This is a genomic window from Richelia sinica FACHB-800, from assembly GCF_014698825.1.
Lineage (GTDB): Bacteria > Cyanobacteriota > Cyanobacteriia > Cyanobacteriales > Nostocaceae > FACHB-800.
Genome location: NZ_JACJTT010000004.1, coordinates 204,521 through 223,042 on the forward strand (window position 1 = coordinate 204,521; position 18,522 = coordinate 223,042).

General features: G+C 40.2%; 15 protein-coding genes and 1 pseudogene. 7 read left to right on the forward strand and 9 right to left on the reverse strand.

Annotation, left to right across the window (positions count from 1 at the left end; translation table 11 throughout):
* The first annotated feature begins 105 nt into the window (after positions 1–105).
* The 3 genes from rplI (at position 106) to H6G73_RS05775 (ending at position 4,188) form a co-directional block, all read left to right on the forward strand.
* Positions 106–564: a 50S ribosomal protein L9 gene (gene rplI, locus H6G73_RS05765; RefSeq protein ID WP_190602141.1), complete on the forward strand. Its 459-nt coding sequence runs from the start codon at positions 106–108 to the stop codon at positions 562–564.
* A 127-nt stretch (positions 565–691) separates the two neighbouring features.
* Positions 692–3,529: a replicative DNA helicase gene (gene dnaB / locus H6G73_RS05770; RefSeq protein WP_190602143.1), complete on the forward strand. Its 2,838-nt coding sequence runs from the start codon at positions 692–694 to the stop codon at positions 3,527–3,529.
* Positions 3,530–3,798: 269 nt separating this feature from the next.
* Positions 3,799–4,188, forward strand: a complete 390-nt coding sequence (locus H6G73_RS05775) for an HNH endonuclease (protein ID WP_190602145.1) — start codon at positions 3,799–3,801, stop codon at positions 4,186–4,188.
* Positions 4,189–4,247: 59 nt separating this feature from the next.
* Here the strand turns inward: H6G73_RS05775 and H6G73_RS05780 are convergent, their stop codons facing one another.
* The 5 genes from H6G73_RS05780 to H6G73_RS05800 form a co-directional block, all read right to left on the reverse strand.
* On the reverse strand, positions 4,248–4,772 hold the full coding sequence (locus tag H6G73_RS05780; RefSeq protein ID WP_190602147.1) for an FKBP-type peptidyl-prolyl cis-trans isomerase: 525 nt from the start codon (positions 4,770–4,772) through the stop codon (positions 4,248–4,250).
* 168 nt (positions 4,773–4,940) lie between these two features.
* Entirely contained in the window at positions 4,941–5,264 is a 324-nt protein-coding gene (locus H6G73_RS05785; protein WP_190602148.1) for a phasin family protein, read from the reverse strand.
* A gap of 157 nt (positions 5,265–5,421) precedes the next feature.
* Positions 5,422–6,105: a DevA family ABC transporter ATP-binding protein gene (locus tag H6G73_RS05790; RefSeq protein ID WP_190602151.1), complete on the reverse strand. Its 684-nt coding sequence runs from the start codon at positions 6,103–6,105 to the stop codon at positions 5,422–5,424.
* Between the two features lie 3 nt (positions 6,106–6,108).
* A complete protein-coding gene (gene devC, locus H6G73_RS05795) occupies positions 6,109–7,269 on the reverse strand; it encodes an ABC transporter permease DevC (protein ID WP_190602153.1) in 1,161 nt (386 codons plus the stop codon).
* Between the two features lie 24 nt (positions 7,270–7,293).
* Positions 7,294–8,493: an ABC exporter membrane fusion protein gene (locus H6G73_RS05800; protein WP_190602155.1), complete on the reverse strand. Its 1,200-nt coding sequence runs from the start codon at positions 8,491–8,493 to the stop codon at positions 7,294–7,296.
* 126 nt (positions 8,494–8,619) lie between these two features.
* Here H6G73_RS05800 and H6G73_RS05805 point away from each other — a divergent pair, with 126 nt between their 5' ends.
* Positions 8,620–9,168 carry a PadR family transcriptional regulator gene (locus tag H6G73_RS05805; RefSeq protein ID WP_190602157.1) on the forward strand — a complete coding sequence of 183 codons (549 nt, stop codon included), beginning with the start codon at positions 8,620–8,622 and terminating at the stop codon, positions 9,166–9,168.
* Here the strand turns inward: H6G73_RS05805 and blaOXA are convergent.
* Together blaOXA and H6G73_RS05815 are read right to left on the reverse strand one after the other, a co-directional pair.
* On the reverse strand, positions 9,151–10,002 hold the full coding sequence (gene blaOXA, locus H6G73_RS05810) for a class D beta-lactamase (protein WP_190602159.1): 852 nt from the start codon (positions 10,000–10,002) through the stop codon (positions 9,151–9,153). The genes H6G73_RS05805 and blaOXA overlap by 18 nt on opposite strands.
* Positions 10,003–10,037: 35 nt before the next feature.
* Positions 10,038–13,538 carry a HEAT repeat domain-containing protein gene (locus H6G73_RS05815; protein WP_190602161.1) on the reverse strand — a complete coding sequence of 1,167 codons (3,501 nt, stop codon included), beginning with the start codon at positions 13,536–13,538 and terminating at the stop codon, positions 10,038–10,040.
* A 169-nt stretch (positions 13,539–13,707) separates the two neighbouring features.
* Between H6G73_RS05815 and H6G73_RS05820 the strand changes: the two genes are divergently transcribed.
* Both H6G73_RS05820 and H6G73_RS05825 read left to right on the forward strand, forming a co-directional pair.
* Positions 13,708–13,902: a hypothetical protein gene (locus H6G73_RS05820; RefSeq protein ID WP_190602164.1), complete on the forward strand. Its 195-nt coding sequence runs from the start codon at positions 13,708–13,710 to the stop codon at positions 13,900–13,902.
* 286 nt (positions 13,903–14,188) lie between these two features.
* Positions 14,189–15,481: a recombinase family protein gene (locus H6G73_RS05825; RefSeq protein WP_190602166.1), complete on the forward strand. Its 1,293-nt coding sequence runs from the start codon at positions 14,189–14,191 to the stop codon at positions 15,479–15,481.
* Here H6G73_RS05825 and prfB read toward each other — a convergent pair.
* A protein-coding gene (prfB, locus tag H6G73_RS05830) for a peptide chain release factor 2 (RefSeq protein WP_190602168.1) occupies positions 15,478–16,600 on the reverse strand; the annotation gives its coding sequence in 2 pieces (ribosomal slippage) (positions 15,478–16,527 and positions 16,529–16,600; 1,122 coding nt in all). The genes H6G73_RS05825 and prfB overlap by 4 nt on opposite strands.
* Positions 16,601–16,902: 302 nt before the next feature.
* On the reverse strand, positions 16,903–17,631 hold the full coding sequence (locus H6G73_RS05835) for a Bax inhibitor-1/YccA family protein (RefSeq protein WP_190602171.1): 729 nt from the start codon (positions 17,629–17,631) through the stop codon (positions 16,903–16,905).
* Between the two features lie 443 nt (positions 17,632–18,074).
* On the opposite strand from H6G73_RS05835, the pseudogene H6G73_RS05840 reads away from it, so the two are divergent.
* Positions 18,075–18,416, forward strand: a pseudogene (locus H6G73_RS05840) (sigma-70 family RNA polymerase sigma factor); the annotation flags it as partial.
* Positions 18,417–18,522: the final 106 nt, after the last annotated feature.

The following is an 18,522-nucleotide window of genomic DNA, read 5'->3' on the forward strand; positions in this document are numbered from 1 at the left end:
TAGGCTTTGGGGTAAATACAAAGTCGCTGGGAATATAGCTACACTCCTGTAAGCTATCCTGCTGACACCCAAAATCATGAAATTTTACAGGAACAGCGAGAAAAAATGGCGAAACGTGTGCAGTTAGTGTTAACCAAGGATGTTAGCAAGCTGGGAAAATCCGGCGACTTAGTAGAAGTAGCTCCCGGCTATGCTCGTAATTATCTGATTCCTCAGAGTTTAGCTACCCATGCTACTCCTGGTATTTTGAAGCAAGTAGAACGCCGTCGAGAACTAGAACGTCAACGCCAATTAGAACTCAAGCAACAAGCTTTAGAACAAAAAGCGGCTTTAGAAAAAGTTGGTAGCTTGAGCATTGCCAAGCAAGTTGGTGAAAATGATGCCATTTTCGGTACAGTCACCAGCCAAGATGTAGCAGATGCAATTCAAGCAGCAGCTAGCCTGGAAGTAGATCGTCGTGGTATCACCATTCCCGATATTGGTAAACTAGGTACTTACAAAGCCGAAGTTAAACTGCACTCTGAAGTGACCGCGCAAATTGATATCCAAGTAGTTGCTAGCTAACTACTGAATTGGTTATTGACCACAGATGAGTTATCTGTGGTTTTGATGATTTGTCAATCAGGCTATCGTCGATTTTGGATATAAGGTATATACATCCCCACTCCAAAATCGCAAATCTTAAACACTTATGGCTGAAGCATTAAGTTTCCAAGGCGATGGTAGCGATCGCCTACCGCCCCAAAATATTGAAGCAGAAGAAGCGGTTTTGGGGGGTATTTTACTAGATCCAGAAGCAATTGGCCGAGTGAGCGATCGCCTCAAACCAGAAGCATTTTACATCAGCGCCCATAAAGAAATCTATCAAGCTGCACTCCGGCTGCACCAACAAGGAAAACCCACAGACCTACTTGCAGTCACCAGTTGGTTAGCTGACCACGACTTACTCAACAAAATTGGTGGTAGAAATAAACTGGCTACCCTTGTAGACCGCACCGTTTCCGCAGTCAATATTGATGCGTTAGCAGCCTTAGTCGTAGAAAAACACCTGCGACGGAAATTAATCAAAGCTGGAAACGAAGTTGTCCAACTAGGTTATGAAACCGAAACAGAATTACCCTTAGTCCTTGACAAAGCAGAACAGAAAGTTTTTAGTGTCACTCAAGAAAAACCCCAATCAGGATTAGTTCACATTGGTGACGCGCTAGTTAACAACTTCCAAGACATTGAAGAACGAAATCAAGGTATTGCCCTACCAGGTATTTCCTCTGGCTTTTATGACCTCGATGGCATGGTTAACGGTGGCTTTCAGCGTTCTGACCTGATTATCATCGCTGGTCGTCCCGCTATGGGTAAATGTGTTGCCTTTGACACGGAAATACTCCAAGCCGATGGTTCAATTGCCACCATCGCAGAAATATATCATCATCAATCAACAAAGTTACTCACCCTCACACCAGATTACCAGCTTAGTATCACTCAACCATCAGCATATATAGATGATGGTATCAAACCAGTATTTCGAGTCACTACCCGCTTAGGAAGAACCGTAGAAACTACCATCACCCACCCCTATTTAACAGTTAACGGTTGGTGTCCACTATCTGAATTGAAAGTAGGAGATAAAATTGCTGTACCGAATCAACTAAATATCTTTGGTCAAGAAAATATTCCCAAATTCCAACTGAAATTATTAGCTGATGTTATAGATAAGACTGACGCTATTTCTGGAATTATTTTTAAATTAACTCGTTCGCAGATAGGGCAATTTCTAGCTTATTTATTTACCAGTCATGGCTGGGCAAAAGTATTAAAAAATAGTCAATTCCAGTTAGGTTATAGTAACTTAAATGAAAAAATAGCTAGACAAGTGCAACATTTACTGCTGCGCTTGGGAATTCTGGCTACGTTACAAGAAAAATCTCTTGAAATTAAAGATAATCAAAAATCCAATTGGCATTTATATATTAATCACACCGATTCCCTAATAAACTTCGTGAAGGAAATTGGTAAATTTAGTCAGCCAGAAACATTTACTAATCTTGAATCAGCACTAGTAACAAAAAGTAATGCTGAATTTATTACTGTTCAAAATTTGCTGCAAAAAGCAGATTACCTTCAAGAAAATGCTTTAGCTTTGGCTGGGAATAGAAATCACGGTAATTCATCTATATATGAGTATAGTCATCAGAAATCAGGAAATCACATTACTAGAAAAGCAATAAATCATATCTATTGGGATGAAATCATATCAATTGAGCCAATGGGGAATAAACAAGTTTACGACTTAACTATTCCCATTACTCATAATTTTATCGCCAATGATATCTGTGTTCATAACACAAGCTTTTCCATGAATATAGCGCACTACATAGCTAGTAGTTTAAGACTACCCACAGCTATATTCAGTTTGGAAATGTCTAGAGAACAATTAGCACAGCGTTTATTAGCTAGCGAAGCACAAATAGAAAGTAGTTATTTACGTAGTGGACGTATTAGTCAAAATCAATGGGAACAACTAACCCATGCCATTGATATTCTGTCCGACATGCCAATTTTCATTGATGACACGCCCAATATTACAATTACAGAAATGCGTAGTCAGGCGCGAAGATTACAGGCAGAACAAAATACAGAATTAGGATTAATTTTAATTGATTATTTGCAACTCATGGAAGGAGCCGGTGATAATCGCGTTCAAGAATTGTCTAGAATCACCCGTTCTCTGAAAAGTTTAGCCCGTGAATTATCTGTACCTGTAATTGCTTTATCCCAGTTAAGTCGTGGTGTGGAATCACGCACGAACAAACGCCCCATGTTATCAGATTTACGTGAGTCTGGTTGTTTAACTGGTAATAGTCTAGTTACATTGGCAGATACAGGATTAGCAGTACCCATTAAAGATTTAGTAGGTAAATCTGGTTTTGCAGTTTGGGGATTGAATGAAAGCACAAGGAAGTTAGAAAGAGCAATTGTCAGCAATGCTTTTTCTACAGGTGTGAAACCAGTATTTTCGCTGAAAACTCGCTTAGGGCGTACAATTAGCGCCACAGGTAATCACAAATTTTTAACAATTAATGGTTGGAAAAGACTTGATGAATTAAGCATTAAACAACATATTTGCTTACCAAGATATCTACCTGGTTCTGGTAAAAAAACTATGTCTTATGCTGCGGTTGGATTATTAGTGAAATCAAGTGAGTTAATTACGCTTGCCAACAGTGATGTGTATTGGGATGAAATTGTTGAAATTATATCTGATGGAGAGCAAGAAGTATTTGACTTAACAGTTCCTCATTTCCATAATTTTGTAGCGAATAATATTGTAGTTCACAATTCAATTGAACAAGATGCGGATTTAGTCATCATGCTTTACCGGGACGACTACTATAACCCAGATAGTCCAGACCGGGGCATAGCAGAGGTAATTATTGCCAAACATCGTAATGGGCCTACAGGTACTGTCAAGCTGTTATTTGATCCACAATTTACAAAATTTAAGAACTTAGCACGTTCTGGCAATTACTAGTCTCAGTAGATACATAGAAATATAGATTTTTTCTTACAAATTTATTATTAAATTTATATATGTAAAAAGTTCGTAAAAGTACCCTTTTTCGCTTTTACAGTCTCTAAAATCTGTAGCAGAAATGATATGATACTTCCAAGTTACTGAAACTAAGTCCCAAATAACACAGTATATTGGCTTAACAATTTTTCACAAGATTTATTGTGAGAGATGTAAAGTTTTATATGGTCGTGCATGAAATAAATGAAAAGTCTAACTCAGGTAAGGATATGGTTAAAATTCATCGGTTTCTTCAAGGGAAAAAAGTTATTAAACGAGCCAAATCAGCTACTACTAATGCTCAATCTGTAATCAATGATTCTGCTTATTATTCATTGCAGCCAATAGAGAGATTAAAAAGCAAATTTTCTTATGGTTGCGCTTATTGTGGTTCTAAGGAATCTGTAGGCTTAGACCATTTTATTCCTGTTTCTAAAGGTGGGCCAGATTGCTTAGTTAACTTCATTCCCGCCTGTGATAGTTGCAATACTAAAAAAAGAAATTTAGACCCGAAAATTTGGTATAAATCACAATCTTTCTACTCGCCACAAAGATGGCAAATGATTCTAGAAGTGTTAGGAAAAACAGAATCAAATTATAATCGTATTCCTCATCTATAGTCTTCAATCTCCCAACCAGCCATTTTTAGACTATATGGGGAGATTGAAACATAGGTAAATTATTTTACTTCCAACAATTCTACATCAAAAATTAAGGTGGAATAGGGAGGAATGACATTTCCTGCGCCTCTTGCACCATAACCTAACTCTGAGGGGATAATTAATGTCCGACGACCCCCTACTTTCATAGTGCTAAGTCCTTCATCCCAGCCTTTGATCACTTGGCCAATGCCAATTTTAAAACTGAAAGGCTGTTTGCGATCGCGTGAGCTATCAAACTTAGTACCATCTTCTAATGTACCAGTGTAGTGAACCACAACTGTTTGTCCTGGTTTAGGAGTGTCACCAGTTCCCTCTTGAACTTCAACATATTTCAAGCCAGAGGGAGTGGTAATGGTATTTGCATCAGACATAGTGTTGCTCGCTATTACAGTATTTTTTTCTTGAGTTACAGTAGTAGTTACTGGTGATGGTTGAGAGGCTTTAGCAGCTAAAGCAGTTTCATTATTGCCGCCCATTTGCGCCAATACTAAAACTACAACACATACCAGCATTAAACCTACACTGAGTAAAATTCCTTTCAAAATAAACCCTCCCTACTTAAGTTACATCTAGCCAGAGAAAATCAACTAACTATTAAAAATCAGTTTCTATGTCTTATAAACCCAGAGGGTGATTTCTTCCAGCACTAGCAGTGTGACCCGTCAGAATTAGCGACAAGACACAAAACAGTTTAAATCAGAAATTACATTCTAACGCCAAAGCTTGTTTTCTAAATCACGCACTTGACGCTCTAAACGGTCAATTCTACCCCGTAGTTCGTCCACCTCTGACTGACGTGCAACTCCTAAATCTTGCATCATATTCCGCATCTGTCGCTGCATTTGCGTTTCCCAGGTTCCCTGTTCAGACTTTAACTGCTGTACAATATCGTCCATAACAGCTTTAGCTTGCTCAGGATTTAGCTTCCCATCCTTCACTAGTTCATCACTGACTTGTTTTAGTTTGTCTGCTACCAAAGAAGTTGTGCCAATACCCAGCATCATTAGCTGCTGCAACCAGTTGTTGCTGTCCATACTCCCTTCCTGTGATTTAATATAACCAGCCAGCCTTTCTGAATTTACCTACCCAGGCCATGCTGGAAGCGTAGTTATTCTAGCCTACAGTTCTATTTTGGCAAATTTAGGAAAATACAACAGAATTAAGAAGTATGGCTGATGCCAGCCTATACCATCAGGAGACAACCAAGTTGCCATCTTCCATGGTAACAATCCGGTCGGCAATATCTAAAATCCGATGATCATGAGTTACTAATAAAATAGTACAGCCTTGCTCTTTCGCCAGTTGCTGCATTAAATTCACTACGTCTCGTCCTGATTTACTATCTAATGCAGCTGTGGGTTCGTCTGCTAAAACTAATTTAGGATGGTGGACTAAAGCACGTGCTATGGCTACTCTTTGTTTTTGTCCCCCTGATAAGTTATCGGGGTAGTAATTGAGTCTTGTCCCTAAACCAACTGTTGTTAACATGGCTGCGGCTTTAGCCTGTGCCTCAGTAAAGGAAATGGTATCATCGTTTTCAAAGGGCATTTGCACATTTTGTTGAGCAGTTAGAAAACTCAATAAGTTGTGTGCTTGAAAAATATAGCCGATATGACGACGGACTTTGACCATTTCACTTTTACTAGCACCAGATAATTCTTGCCCTAAAATTTTTAAGCTGCCTGTTTGCACGGAACGTAAACTGCCAATTAAGGTGAGGAGAGTTGTTTTACCGGAACCAGAAGGGCCAGTCATGATGACTATTTCACCTGGTTGAATTTCCAGATTTATATCAAATAAAATCTGCTTTTTTAATGTACCTTCACCGTAATAGTAGTTTAGCTGGGAAATAGCAATAGCAGGTAGTGTATTCATATTTTAAAAGATTTCCGCAGGGTCAGCAGATTGTAATTTCTGCATAGCAATAGTGGCAGAAATAGAACACATTAAGGCAGTTAAGATAAATACTATAACTGCTCTTTGTGTGTGCATCATAATGGGGAGGAGTGTGGCTTGATTGGTAATTAAATATAAACCTTGAGCAATAGCAAAACTAGGCACAAAACCTATAGCTGCGAGAATCAATGCTTCTTGAAAGACAATCATTAGTAAATAGCTGTTTTTAAAGCCAATGGCTTTTAGTGTGGCATATTCTGATAAATGGTCAGAAACATCGCTATAGAGAATTTGATAAACTATCACTGCACCAACTACAAAACCGATGATGGCACCTAATGTAAAAACAAATCCTACAGGCGTACTTTTATTCCAATAACTTTTCTCGGTTTCTGCAAATTCTTGTTTGGAGATAACTTTCACATCATCAGGTAATTTGGCTTTTAAATTATTAATAACTGCGTTGACATTAGTTCCTGGCTGTAATTTAATCAAGCCGATATCAATTAATCCTTCTTTTCGTCTTTCTCCAAATAAACGCAGAAAGTTAACGTCACTGGTAATAATATTACCGTTAATGCCAAAGGATGTGCCGAGTTTAAATAGCCCGACAACATTAATTTTACGGTTATTTATTTCGGTGGTGATAATATTATTGGTTTTAAATTGATTGACAATATTACCGAATTCTTGTCGAGAACCTAAATCGAATAAAACTGTATCCGGTTCTCTTAGCTTACTTAGATTTTCTTGTACTCCCGATAAGTTAACTACTTTTTCTTCTGGGTTAAATGCAATGGCATAAATATTCCAGGTTTCGTTATTTTCAGGGTTTTTCCAGGGGAGGGGATCTACATAAATAGAACTGACAGATTGTACCCCTGTAAAACCTTGTGCTTGATAGAGTCTTCTTTGGGAGAAACGTTGTTGAGAAAATAAGGATTTGTAGCGATTACTAACGAGAACAATTTCTCCTTCTAAACTGTTGTGAAATTGAATAGCACTATCAAATAAAGCGTCTCTAATTCCTAACTGCATGAACATGAGTACGTCTGCAAAAGCGATACCAGCGATCGCTACTAGCATTCTGGCTTTTTCTCTGGACAACTGTAACCAAGCGACGGGTATTTTGCGTTTCCACATATGCAAGTATGAAAAATTACAAACTTAGTTTTGCTGCAAGGCGATCGCTATTTTGACTTTTGAGTTAGTCAATCCCGCTACACGTTGACTTGATTCAGGATTCAAGCGAATTCTCACTTCTACCACTCGCGCATCAATATCTGCGGCTGGATCGGTATTCAGTACGTCTTTTTTGGCGATGAGTAAGCCAATTTGTTCAACTTTACCAGTGAGTTCTCCTGGTAAATTGAGTTGAGTAACAGTGGCAGTTTGTCCTGGCTTAACAAGATTGATATCCGTTTCATACACTTCAGCAACTACGTACATTTGCTGAGTCTGACCAATTTCCACTATGCCTTTATCACTAATAATTTCCCCAGGCCAAGTATGAATTTTGAGTATTTGTCCAACTTTGGGAGACTTCACCATTGCTAGGTCTAGTTGTGCTTGTGCTTCCTGAACTGCGGCTTTGGCACTTTCTACCGCTGCTGCTGCTGCTTGCACATCGGTGGGACGTACCTCTGCAATTCTGGTTAAGGTAGCTTGGGCTTGTCGGAGTTTTTCTTGTAGGGTTTCTGATGTTTGGGAACGATTAGCGATCGCTTCTCGTAAACTTGCTTGTGCTGTTTCCAAAATCAACTTTTTGCTATCGCGAGTAGATGTAGATACCGCACCATCAGCTTGCAGAGATTGATAACGTTGGTATTCTAGTTCCGCATTTTTCACTTCTGCTTCTAAACGCTTGACTGTAGCGACTCTAGCAGCTGTTTCTTGTCGTAATGCGGCTTTTATTTCCCCAATAGTCGCCTTTTGTGCCTCTATTTCCCCTTGTTTCGCACCAGCTAGCACCTGTGCTAATTGAGATTCTGCTACTTTCACCTGTTGTTTAGCGCGGTTGAGTGCAGCTAACCGAGGTTGATAACTATCCAAAATCCCAATCACTTGACCTTGTTTGAGGCGATCGCCTTGTTTAACGAAAAGTTGTGCTACTCGGTTACTTCCCCCATTCTGTGACACCGATAGTTGAATCACTTCTCCTTGGGGTTCAATTCTTCCTAAAGCTGTCACCGCTGTAATTGCAGGACGACTATCAACTGGTAGAGAGGTTGCTTTTTGCGTTGGTTCAGTCCCCAGGAAGTAAAAAGAACCTGCAATACTGGTTAGTCCTAAAGCCAAGGTACTGAAAATTACGACTCTATTAGGCAGTTTGAAAACTCTTGACTGGTTTGGGTGAAGATTTTGCATGGACTCACCACCTGATTTTTGCAGCTAAATTTGCTGTAGACAACTAGTTAATTAAACTATTTTTACTCAACTTGTTGAATACAATATATAGTGTACTCTTAAATAAATATCTGTCAAGTGCTGTTTATGGCTTTAGCGCAAGCGATTCTTACCTGTTTAATTGATGCTCCCCATAGTGGTTATGACCTGTCCAAAATCTTTAGCGAATCCGTTGGCTATTTTTGGAACGCTTCCCAACAGCAAATCTATAGAGAGCTTGGTAAATTAGAGTCACGGGGTTTGATTGAGGCAGAAATTATTCCCCGTGAAGGTCGTCTAGATAAAAAAATTTACTCCATCACCGATGCTGGGAAACAGCATTTAATCGGCTGGATGCTCCAACCCAGTGAACCGGATATAGTCAGAGAAGATTTATTAGTGAAGATATTTGCTGGTGGATTAGTGCCGGTGGATGTGTTAGTAGATGATGTGGAACGTCACCGCAGAATCCATGTAGAGAAATTAGCTAAATATCGAGAAATTGAACAAGAAAAATGTCCCTATGCAGACAGACTCAGCAGTACAGAGAAATTAAGACGCTTAGTTTTACATGCGGGGATTCGTTATGAATCTGAGTGGATAGCTTGGTGTGATGAAGCCTTAGCCACCTTAAAGGAATCAGAAGAACAATCCTAAAGCTTGTAAACTGCGACGAGTAACTTCAATGCGAGCAGCTAAATCTTCATTCTTGCGGACATCAATATTGGTAGCAAAGAAATAGACATTATTTTTTTGTTCCAAATATCCCACAAACCAACCAATATTAGGGGTAACACTGGTAGCCCAACCTGTTTTCCCTCGCAGCACATAGTCGGGGGTGCGCTCATAAACCATGATATCTTGCACTAAATCCAAAGTGCGTGGCGAGAAGGGTAAATCTCTGCGTTCAAGACGTTGTAAAAACTCAATTTGTTGTCTGGGTGTAATTTTTATTGGCCCTTCTAACCAAAATTTGTCAATTTGCTCAGGTGTACTGATTTGACGATTACCATAGCCAGCTTGTTGGATGAATTTTGCCATCCGTTCGTGACCTATCTTGCGTGCTAGCACCTGATAGAACCAGACCGTTGAATTTTTGAAAGCTTGGCGAATGTTGGTATCCTGGTTCCAGGAAGGAAATTGACGCTGAATACCATCCCAAGTTAAAACCGCCACATCATTGGCAATGACACCAGTTTCCAAGGCAACCAGGGAGTTGAAAATTTTAAAAGTAGAAGCAGGTAAAAATGATTGTGAGTTGCGAGTGGGGTTATGTTCGTAGCATTTTTTGTGGTTGCGATCGCAAATTAAAATAGAACCATCGATACCCAATTGATTAAAGATACGGTCAAAGTCAACTTTCTCACTTACAGTTGGTTTTTCAACTTCCTGGGCATTGGCAGGTATGGTACGGAAAATAGTGGTAGTTAAAAATACAATTGTACCAAGGGCAAGTGTCACTACTAATGCCATTCGCCGATTTTGAGCCATAAATCTTTTCCCCACAATACAGATATTAAGTGATATTAGCTTTTAGCGTTGTCTAGATGCCAAGCTAGATAGAAATCGGGGTAAGGCATATTTTGAGAGTATTCCCAGATGTGATTGTAGTCATTACGAAATTGAAAATAATCTTTTAAACCTGTTAAACCTAAATGCTGATGATTATTATTTTGTGAATTTTTATCTAATCTTTCTGCTACCTGTCTGCGGGTGTCCTTATCCACAGCAGATGATTGCAGCAGTTGCACCAATGCAGTGATCGCATTTGGATTTCCTGGGTTAATTTTCCCTAAGCTTTTTGCTGCCTGTCTGCGGGTGTCCTTATCCACATCAGATGATTGCAACAGTTGCACCAATGCAGTGATCGCATTTGGATTTCCTGGGTTAATTTTCCCTAAGCTTTCTGCTGCCTGGATACGGGTGGAGTAATCCACAGTAGATGATTGCAGCAGTTGCACCAATGCAGTGATCGCATTTGGATTTCCTGGGTTAATTTTCCCTAAGCTTTCTGCTGCCTGGATACGGGTGGAGTAATCCACAGTAGATGATTGCAGCAGTTGCACCAATGCAGTGATCGCATTTGGATTTCCTGGGTTAATTTTCCCTAAGCTTTCTGCTGCCTGGATACGGGTGGAGTAATCCACAGTAGATGATTGCAGCAGTTGCACCAATGCAGTGATCGCATCTGAATTGCCTGTGCCGATTTTCCCTAAGCTTTCTGCTGCCTTTCTGCGGGTGTCCTTATCCACAGCAGATGATTGCAGCAGTTGCACTAAAGCCGTGATCGCATCTGGATTGCCTATGCCGATTTCCTCTAAGCTTTCTGCTGCCTTTCTGCGGGTGTCCTTATCCACAGCAGATGATTGCAGCAGTTGCACTAAAGCCGTGATCGCATCTGGATTGCCTATGCCGATTTCCCCTAAGCTTTCTGCTGCCTGGATACGGGTGGAGTAATCCACAGTAGATGATTGCAGCAGTTGTACTAAAGCCGTGATCGCATCTGGATTGCCTGGGTCGATTTTTTCTAAGCTTACTGCTGCCTGGATACGGATGGAGTCATACACCTCCTTTGATGGCAGCAGTTGCACTAAAGCCGTGATCGCATCTGGATTGCCTGGGTCGATTTTTTTTAAGCTTACTGCTGCCTGGATACGGGTGGAGTCATACACCTCCTTTGATGGCAGCAGTTGCACTAAAGCCGTGATCGCATCTGGATTGCCTGGGTCGATTTTCTCTAAGCTTACTGCTGCCAGCCAACGGGTGTAGTTATCTACATCAGATGATTGCAGCAGTTGCACTAAAGCCGTGATCGCATCTGGATTGCCTGTGCCGATTTTCTCTAAACTTGCTGCTGCCTGCCAACGGGTGTAGTTATCTACATCAGATGATTGCAGCAGTTGCACTAAAGCTGTGATCGTATCTGGATTGCCTGTACCGATTTTCCCTAAACTTTCTGCTGCCAAGTAATCCACATCAGATGATTGCAGCAGTCGTACCAAAGCTGTAATCGCATCTAGATTTCCTGAGTGGATTTTCTCTAAACTTTCTGCTGCCTGCCAACGGGTGTAGTTATCCACATCAAATGATTGCAGCAGTTGCACTAAAGCCGTGATCGCATCTGGATTGCCTGTACCGATTTTCCCTAAACTTTCTGCTGCCTCGATACGGGTGGAGTAATCCACATCAGGTGATTGCAGCAGTTGTACCAATGCAGCAATTGCTTTTGTTTGTTCTGTCCGTTCCAGTGTTGATCTAGCTTCATCTCTAATTGTGCTCGGAAATTGTATCCACTTTTGTTTTTCTGATGAATAACCAAAACCCCATTTAACAATTTGCTTTACTATTGCATCTGCTTGAGAACAATCTTTAAACTCGACAATTCCCACAGCCGCTAAAAAGTAAGCTTGATACTCATAAAAACCTTTGTCTACATCTTTTCTGTTCCACTCACCACAGCCATCTTGAAAATTGACCAAAGCCTGAATAAACTCTTGCTGCTGCTGTTTTAAGGTTTCTTCTCTCCTTCCTAACCACAGCAAAATTACCTCTCTCCACTGCGACTCAAATATGCGGTAAGTTCCTTGTGTTGGATTATCAGGAACATGATCAAGAAATTCATGCCAATCATTCACCTTTAAAGCTGCAAAATATTCTTGAAAATTCGGATGCAAGAAAGCATAAACTTCTTCATCTGTTTCAGCTAATCTATCTACTAAATTCAACCAGCCGACATCACAAGCTAATTTAAATAATCTCTCACCCATTACTTGACGTGCTAAACTCCGCCGCAAGCGAAATCGCGCATTACTGTTAACCCCTGCAAAAGCTAATTTGCTTAAAGTTTGGTGCAATTCATCCTTTACATCCTCAGAGTTACACAACTCAGGAAATAACTCTAATTTCCATTCATAAAAATAACGAGTAAATCTCTGATAAAGTGCGGCTTTTGTTTCTGGTAGTTCTCCCTGCTTATCCAAATAAAATGTCTGACACAACAGCGATAACCGCAGAGGATTTGTCACCAATTTACGAATATTTTCGTGTTTAGGTTGTTTTAATCTTGCTTGTAGAATTTCCCCTTTCGATGACTGGCCAGCAAACTTAAACCACTTTTGAATAAAGTCATTAATTTGTACTGATTTAAATTCTTGCGTTTTATAAGTATCAAATCCTGTAAGTGTATTATTAACTTTTGCATCCCAAACATTTAAACGACAAGTTAACACCACTCGTGCCTGTCTCAAAAATGCTGTTAGTTCTTGGTTAATTTTGGCTAAAGCTTCTACAGGTGAATTTTCACCCATTTCATCCACACCATCTAATAGTAGCCAAACTCTCTTTTTACCAAAACACTCAAGTAATTGACTTTCAATTTCTGGCGTGACGGCAACATCCGATTTAACTAATTTCATTGCTTCAGTCAGCCATTGCTTAATTAAATATTCCTCAATGTTTTTCCTCTGTAAATTAGCAAGAGAAATACAAATAGGTAAGTCTTGAGTTTTGTCTTGGATAAAAGAAGCAATGGTACTTAATAAAGTGGTCTTACCTGCTCCTGGTTCACCGATGATGGCAATATGTTTATTATTTCCCCTTGGCTTTTGTGCAATTACTTCCTGCAAAAATAAGTCATGTTCATAGGTTTTAACTATGACTTCTTGGGTTAACTCATAAACTTGCTCCCTATCTCGACATTCATCTAACTGTCGGCGTTGCTGTTGTTTACGTTCCACTAACCCCAAGGGAACATAAACGTTTTGACGTTGAGGGAGGTTTAAATTTTTTTTAACTAACTGTAGTAAATGTTCTTTTTTTGTGCCTACTTCAATTGTGCGGCTGATTTGCGCTCTTGTCTGTTTGGTTTCGTAGCCTGTAACTCTGAGTTTATCACTATCCCACTGAACATAAAGCCGGGGCTTTGGTTGTAATATGTCCGATTGCTGTTCTGATAGTTGCAGCAAAGCTTCCACCAAATTTAGCACATTGTCTAGAAGCGATTTATCCCAGCGAATATTCCTTGGCATTGGTTAAATATGAAAACTATCTTAAGAAATTTGTTTTGCCCAAGGAAACAAGCCTCCCCAAGCGGCAAACCTTGGTGATACAAGCATTATAGATTATGCTTGGGGAACGTGTCTGGGGAAATACCCAAAAAAACAATTCACCTTGTAACCACTAAACAAGGTGAAAGCAATGTACTCTACCTTAACCCGTAAAATTATCGCTTTGCTGCTAGTTCTGCAAACTCTACTGTTAGGTGTCCAAGCTAAAAACCGCATTCAGCAAGGAGACTCAACGATTGAGGTGATGATTTGGTTAATAAACCAATATTTCCCTGTGCTGCAACGGGTGAAAACTTTGGAGGATGACGAAAAAAAGGTGAAATAGGAGATAAATAAACTTGGCTGAAAAAATCTTTGCGTCAGGTCAATGAACTACAAGAACACCTTAGATATTTGATGAAAAAGAATGTAGGGACGTTCCAGTGGAACGTCTCTACAAGGATTTCAAAGCATACAAATTTAATGACCACTAAATATCTATTAATTGTCATGATTATCTGTGTTTATCTGTGCTCAATTATTAATTTCATACAGCTTTATCTGCAAATGCACATCTATATTAACCTCATAAAATAAAAATCTCTATAAGATAAAAACAATACTGAAAACTAATGAAAATAATTGCTTATATATACACAGATCCACTTTTAGAATCACCCCCTGATCAATCTATATGGGGTTGGGAGGTGGATAGGGTTTATCAAGATTTGGGAAAAAGAACAGAATTACAAAAACTACTGTCGGACTGTGCAGCAGAGTCTATTAATTATCTACTGATTCGCCGTTTGGAGGAATTAGGGGATAAACTAGAAGAAGTAAGCGATCGCCTCAATCAATTAGAAGCTTGGGGAGTGATAGTTATTGCCACAGAGCAACCATACACCTCCCATACTGCCCATCTCCGCATCGAATTATTAAAATTATTACAAGAAATCCAACGTCAGCAACGTAGCCGTCGTATTCGTCAAGGACACGCGCGGAGTCGTTTAGAACTTGCTCCACCACCAGGGAAAGCACCCTATGGTTATCGTCGCGGTAAAGGCAAATATACCATTGACAGAGCCACTTCACCCGTGGTCAAAGACTTCTTTGAACACTTTCTACTCTACGGTTCCCTACGGGGTTCTGTGCGCTATCTAGGGAAGAAATACGGGAAGAAAATTTCTGTCACCACAGGTAAGCGTTGGCTGACCAATCCCGTTTATCGTGGTGATACCGCCTATCAAAATGGAGAGATTGTCGCTGATACCCATCCTGGCATAATTTCCAGAGAAGAAGCCGCCCAAGTTGACAGGCTTTTACGACGCAACAGTCGTTTACCATCTCGCACTGCTAGCGCACCTCGGTCTTTAGCTGGGTTGGTGGTTTGTGGTGAATGTCAGTCCCCCATGACGGTGACTCGCGTTACCCAACGTTACCAAGATAAAGAATATTTATATTTACGTCCTATTAAATGCCGTTATCAACCAAAATGCCGGGCTATCCCTTACCAAGCAGTTTTAGATCAAACCATCGAAATCGTTTGTCGTGACTTACCCTCAGCCATTGCTGGGCTGAACTTTCCTCAATTAGATGGCATTAAAAATAGTGTAGGGGATGCGATCGCTCGTCAGCAACAAATTCTCCAGCAGTTACCAGACTTAGTAGAAACAGGGATTTTGGATGCAGAAACCGCTAAGTTAAGAGCTTACAAACTCCGTACAGAGATTTCTGCACTCCAAGGAAAGTTAGCAACCCTCCCCCCTGTCAACCTCATTTCCGTTGCTCAAGCTGTCTCCATCCCCCAATTTTGGCGAGACTTATCAGAAGTAGAACGCAGATTTTACCTGCGAGAATTCATCAGCCAAATTCAAATTCACAGACAAGGTCAAGAATGGAACCTAGAAATCATCTTCATTTTTTAATTGGCATCGCTATCTACTAATTGATTCTCTTGCCGCAAATAAGCTTGAATAAACAAATCTAGGTCGCCATTCATCACATCGTTAATACTAGTTGTTTCCACATTAGTACGCAAATCTTTCACCATTTGGTAAGGGTGGAACACATAGTTACGAATTTGATTTCCCCAAGAAGCCTCTACCATATCGCCGCGAATTTCCGCAATTTCTTGAGCGCGTTGTTCTTGGGCAATAATTAATAGCTTGGCTTTTAAACGAGCTAGAGCTTTTTCCTTATTTTGCAGTTGAGAACGTTCTTCTGTACAGCGAACCGCCAAACCTGTAGGTAGGTGGACAATTCTTACCGCAGTTTCCACCTTGTTGACGTTTTGTCCTCCCTTACCACCTGACCTGGAAGTAGTAATTTCCAAATCTTTTTCGGGAATATCCAACTGTACAGAGTTATCAATTTGTGGCATTACCTCCACCCCTGCAAAGCTGGTTTGCCGTTTACCATTGGCATTAAAGGGAGAAATGCGTACTAAGCGATGGGTACCGGTTTCCGAGCGCAAATAACCATAGGCATAGCGTCCGGTAATTTCCAACGTAGCTGATTTAATCCCCGCTTCATCACCCTCTGACTCTTCCGCCAAAGCCACTTTATAGCCATGAGCTTCTGCCCATCGGGTATACATACGTAGGAGCATAAACGCCCAGTCTTGAGCATCAGTCCCACCTGCACCAGCATTAATGGTTAACACTGCACCTTCCACATCATAGGGGCCGGAAAGTAACTGCTCTAGCTCCCATTGGTCAAGTTCTCGATTGAGTTTATTAATAGTAGCTTCTGCTTCTTGCAACAAACTTTCGTCTGTTTCTAACTCCAATAGCTCAACTACAGCTTTGGTGTCTTCCAGATGACTTTGCCACTGATCATACTGCTCTAAATGAGCTTTGAGGTCATTAAGTTCTTGTAAGGTTTTTTGGGCCTGGTTTTGGTCATCCCAAAATTCTGGCTGGGCTGATATTTGTTCCAGGTCGTGAATTTTGGCTTGTAATGCAGGTACGTCAAAGATAGTCCTGGGTTTTACCCAGGCGACCAGACAACAATTCGATTTCGCGTTTCAGTTCTAAGACTTCCATAGGAGTTGCTCAAATTTAGAGCCTTGTGGATTTGCAGATATGACTATCTATTTTATTTACTTTTCTGATTTTAGCTGGTAATAACAGATAATTACTAGCAATAAACTCAAAAATCTGATTTGACCACCGTCATATTACAGAAAAAGCCCGAATTTCTCATTTGTGTATTTTAGAAACCTTGTAGAGAGTTTCCACCGAAACGTCTCTAGATGTTTGATTATTCTCAACAAGTAGGGTGCATTATCATAGCGACAACACACCCTACATCTCAATCAATCATTGATATTTTGTTATGTCAGACCTTAATCTCTACCATTCAGCGCAATGAGTAGACGTAAGATGAAAACGAAAAGATTGATGTAGGTCAAGTACATCGACAAAGCCGCAGGTAGATACTGGTCATTGCGGTATGTGCGGGGCAGAATATAAAAATCAACCACCGCAGCCCCAGCAAACAGAAATACTCCTAACCCAGAAATACCAATTTCTAACCAAGTGGGTGTGTAAACACCAAATAAAGCAAAGACAAATTGGATCAGGCAAACCACCACTAAGGCAATTACCCCTAGATAGATAGTTTTACTTAAAGCCATACCATCGGCTTCAGAAAGATTAGAACCAATTTGACGGGCAAATATAAAAGTAATACCGCAACCTAAAGCGGCAATACCAATACCTTGAATGCCGACATTGGGGGTTCTCAAGGCAACGAATACTAAGCCACTAAGAGTATATCCAGATAAGAGGCTGTAAATTCCTAATAATGGTAGAGCTATACTCTTTTTGCCTTTTTCAGCTACATTTTGAGCAACAAAGAAAAGTATTAATTCCAGAATCACCGCACCAATGAAGGTGGGGAAGAATAGTTCAGGGTTATTCCGAATAATTCCCAACCCACCATAGGTTCCCAATGCTGTGAGTACAAGTCCTCCACCAACATAGGGTAGGGCGTTGGCAATCACGTTAGGGCCAACGAGGGTTTGATTTTGAGCCTCACGGAAAGCTGCACGAAAATTGCTGGTATTGCTCATCTTTAAAAACTCATTTTTGAGACAATTTCCTACTCACTACCATTTTTACCTATGGCTGTACTGGTTAACTAGGGAGAAAATCTAGAGATTGGGTTTTGCTTGATTTTTTGATGCTACCAGTCTCTGTGCTGATGCTCAATCAGAGAATTAGCCGTATTTCCGCATGTAAACAGCAATTTTACTTAATTGGGCCAAGTTTTAGTAACAAGGAAAATAATTGGTATTTCCCACATATTTGATATCTAATTTGGCAACATTATCTGCAACATCAGAGAATCGAAAATCTTCAGTAAAAATACGACATTCCGTGCTTACTTAGTTGCTAAGTTCAGTAAAACAACTATAGCTTATTCAGGCTGGACTGAGGAGAATAATGACAGTCTGAAAGAATATATACGCAACTTGCTGCTGCGCGAAAAAAGGTTAAAACAAAGGGAAATTATATGAATGGAAGTGAGTCCTCAGGGAGAGTCAATGGATTAGAGCTATTAAACTTATACCATCAAAACCCTACTATCAAACTGCGTAACCAACTTGTAGAATTACATAAGGGTTTAGTCAGAAAGATGGCCCATAAATTTAGCCATCAATGTAGCGAACCTTACGAAGATTTGGTACAAATTGGCTATTTGGGTTTAATTAGGGCAATTGAGCGTTTTGACCCTAATCAGGGATACGCTTTCAGTTCCTTTGCTGTTCCTTATATTCGTGGAGAGATGCTGCATTTTTTGCGCGATCGCTCTACTTTAGTTAAAATACCCCGTCGCTGGCAGGAACTATACAACCCACCTTCCGCACCCTAACTGTCACACATCAAAAAAAGCCACCAAAATAGTACACAAGAACTAAAGCTTATTTAAGTCCTAAGAGAGTTAATGAAAATAAGTATCA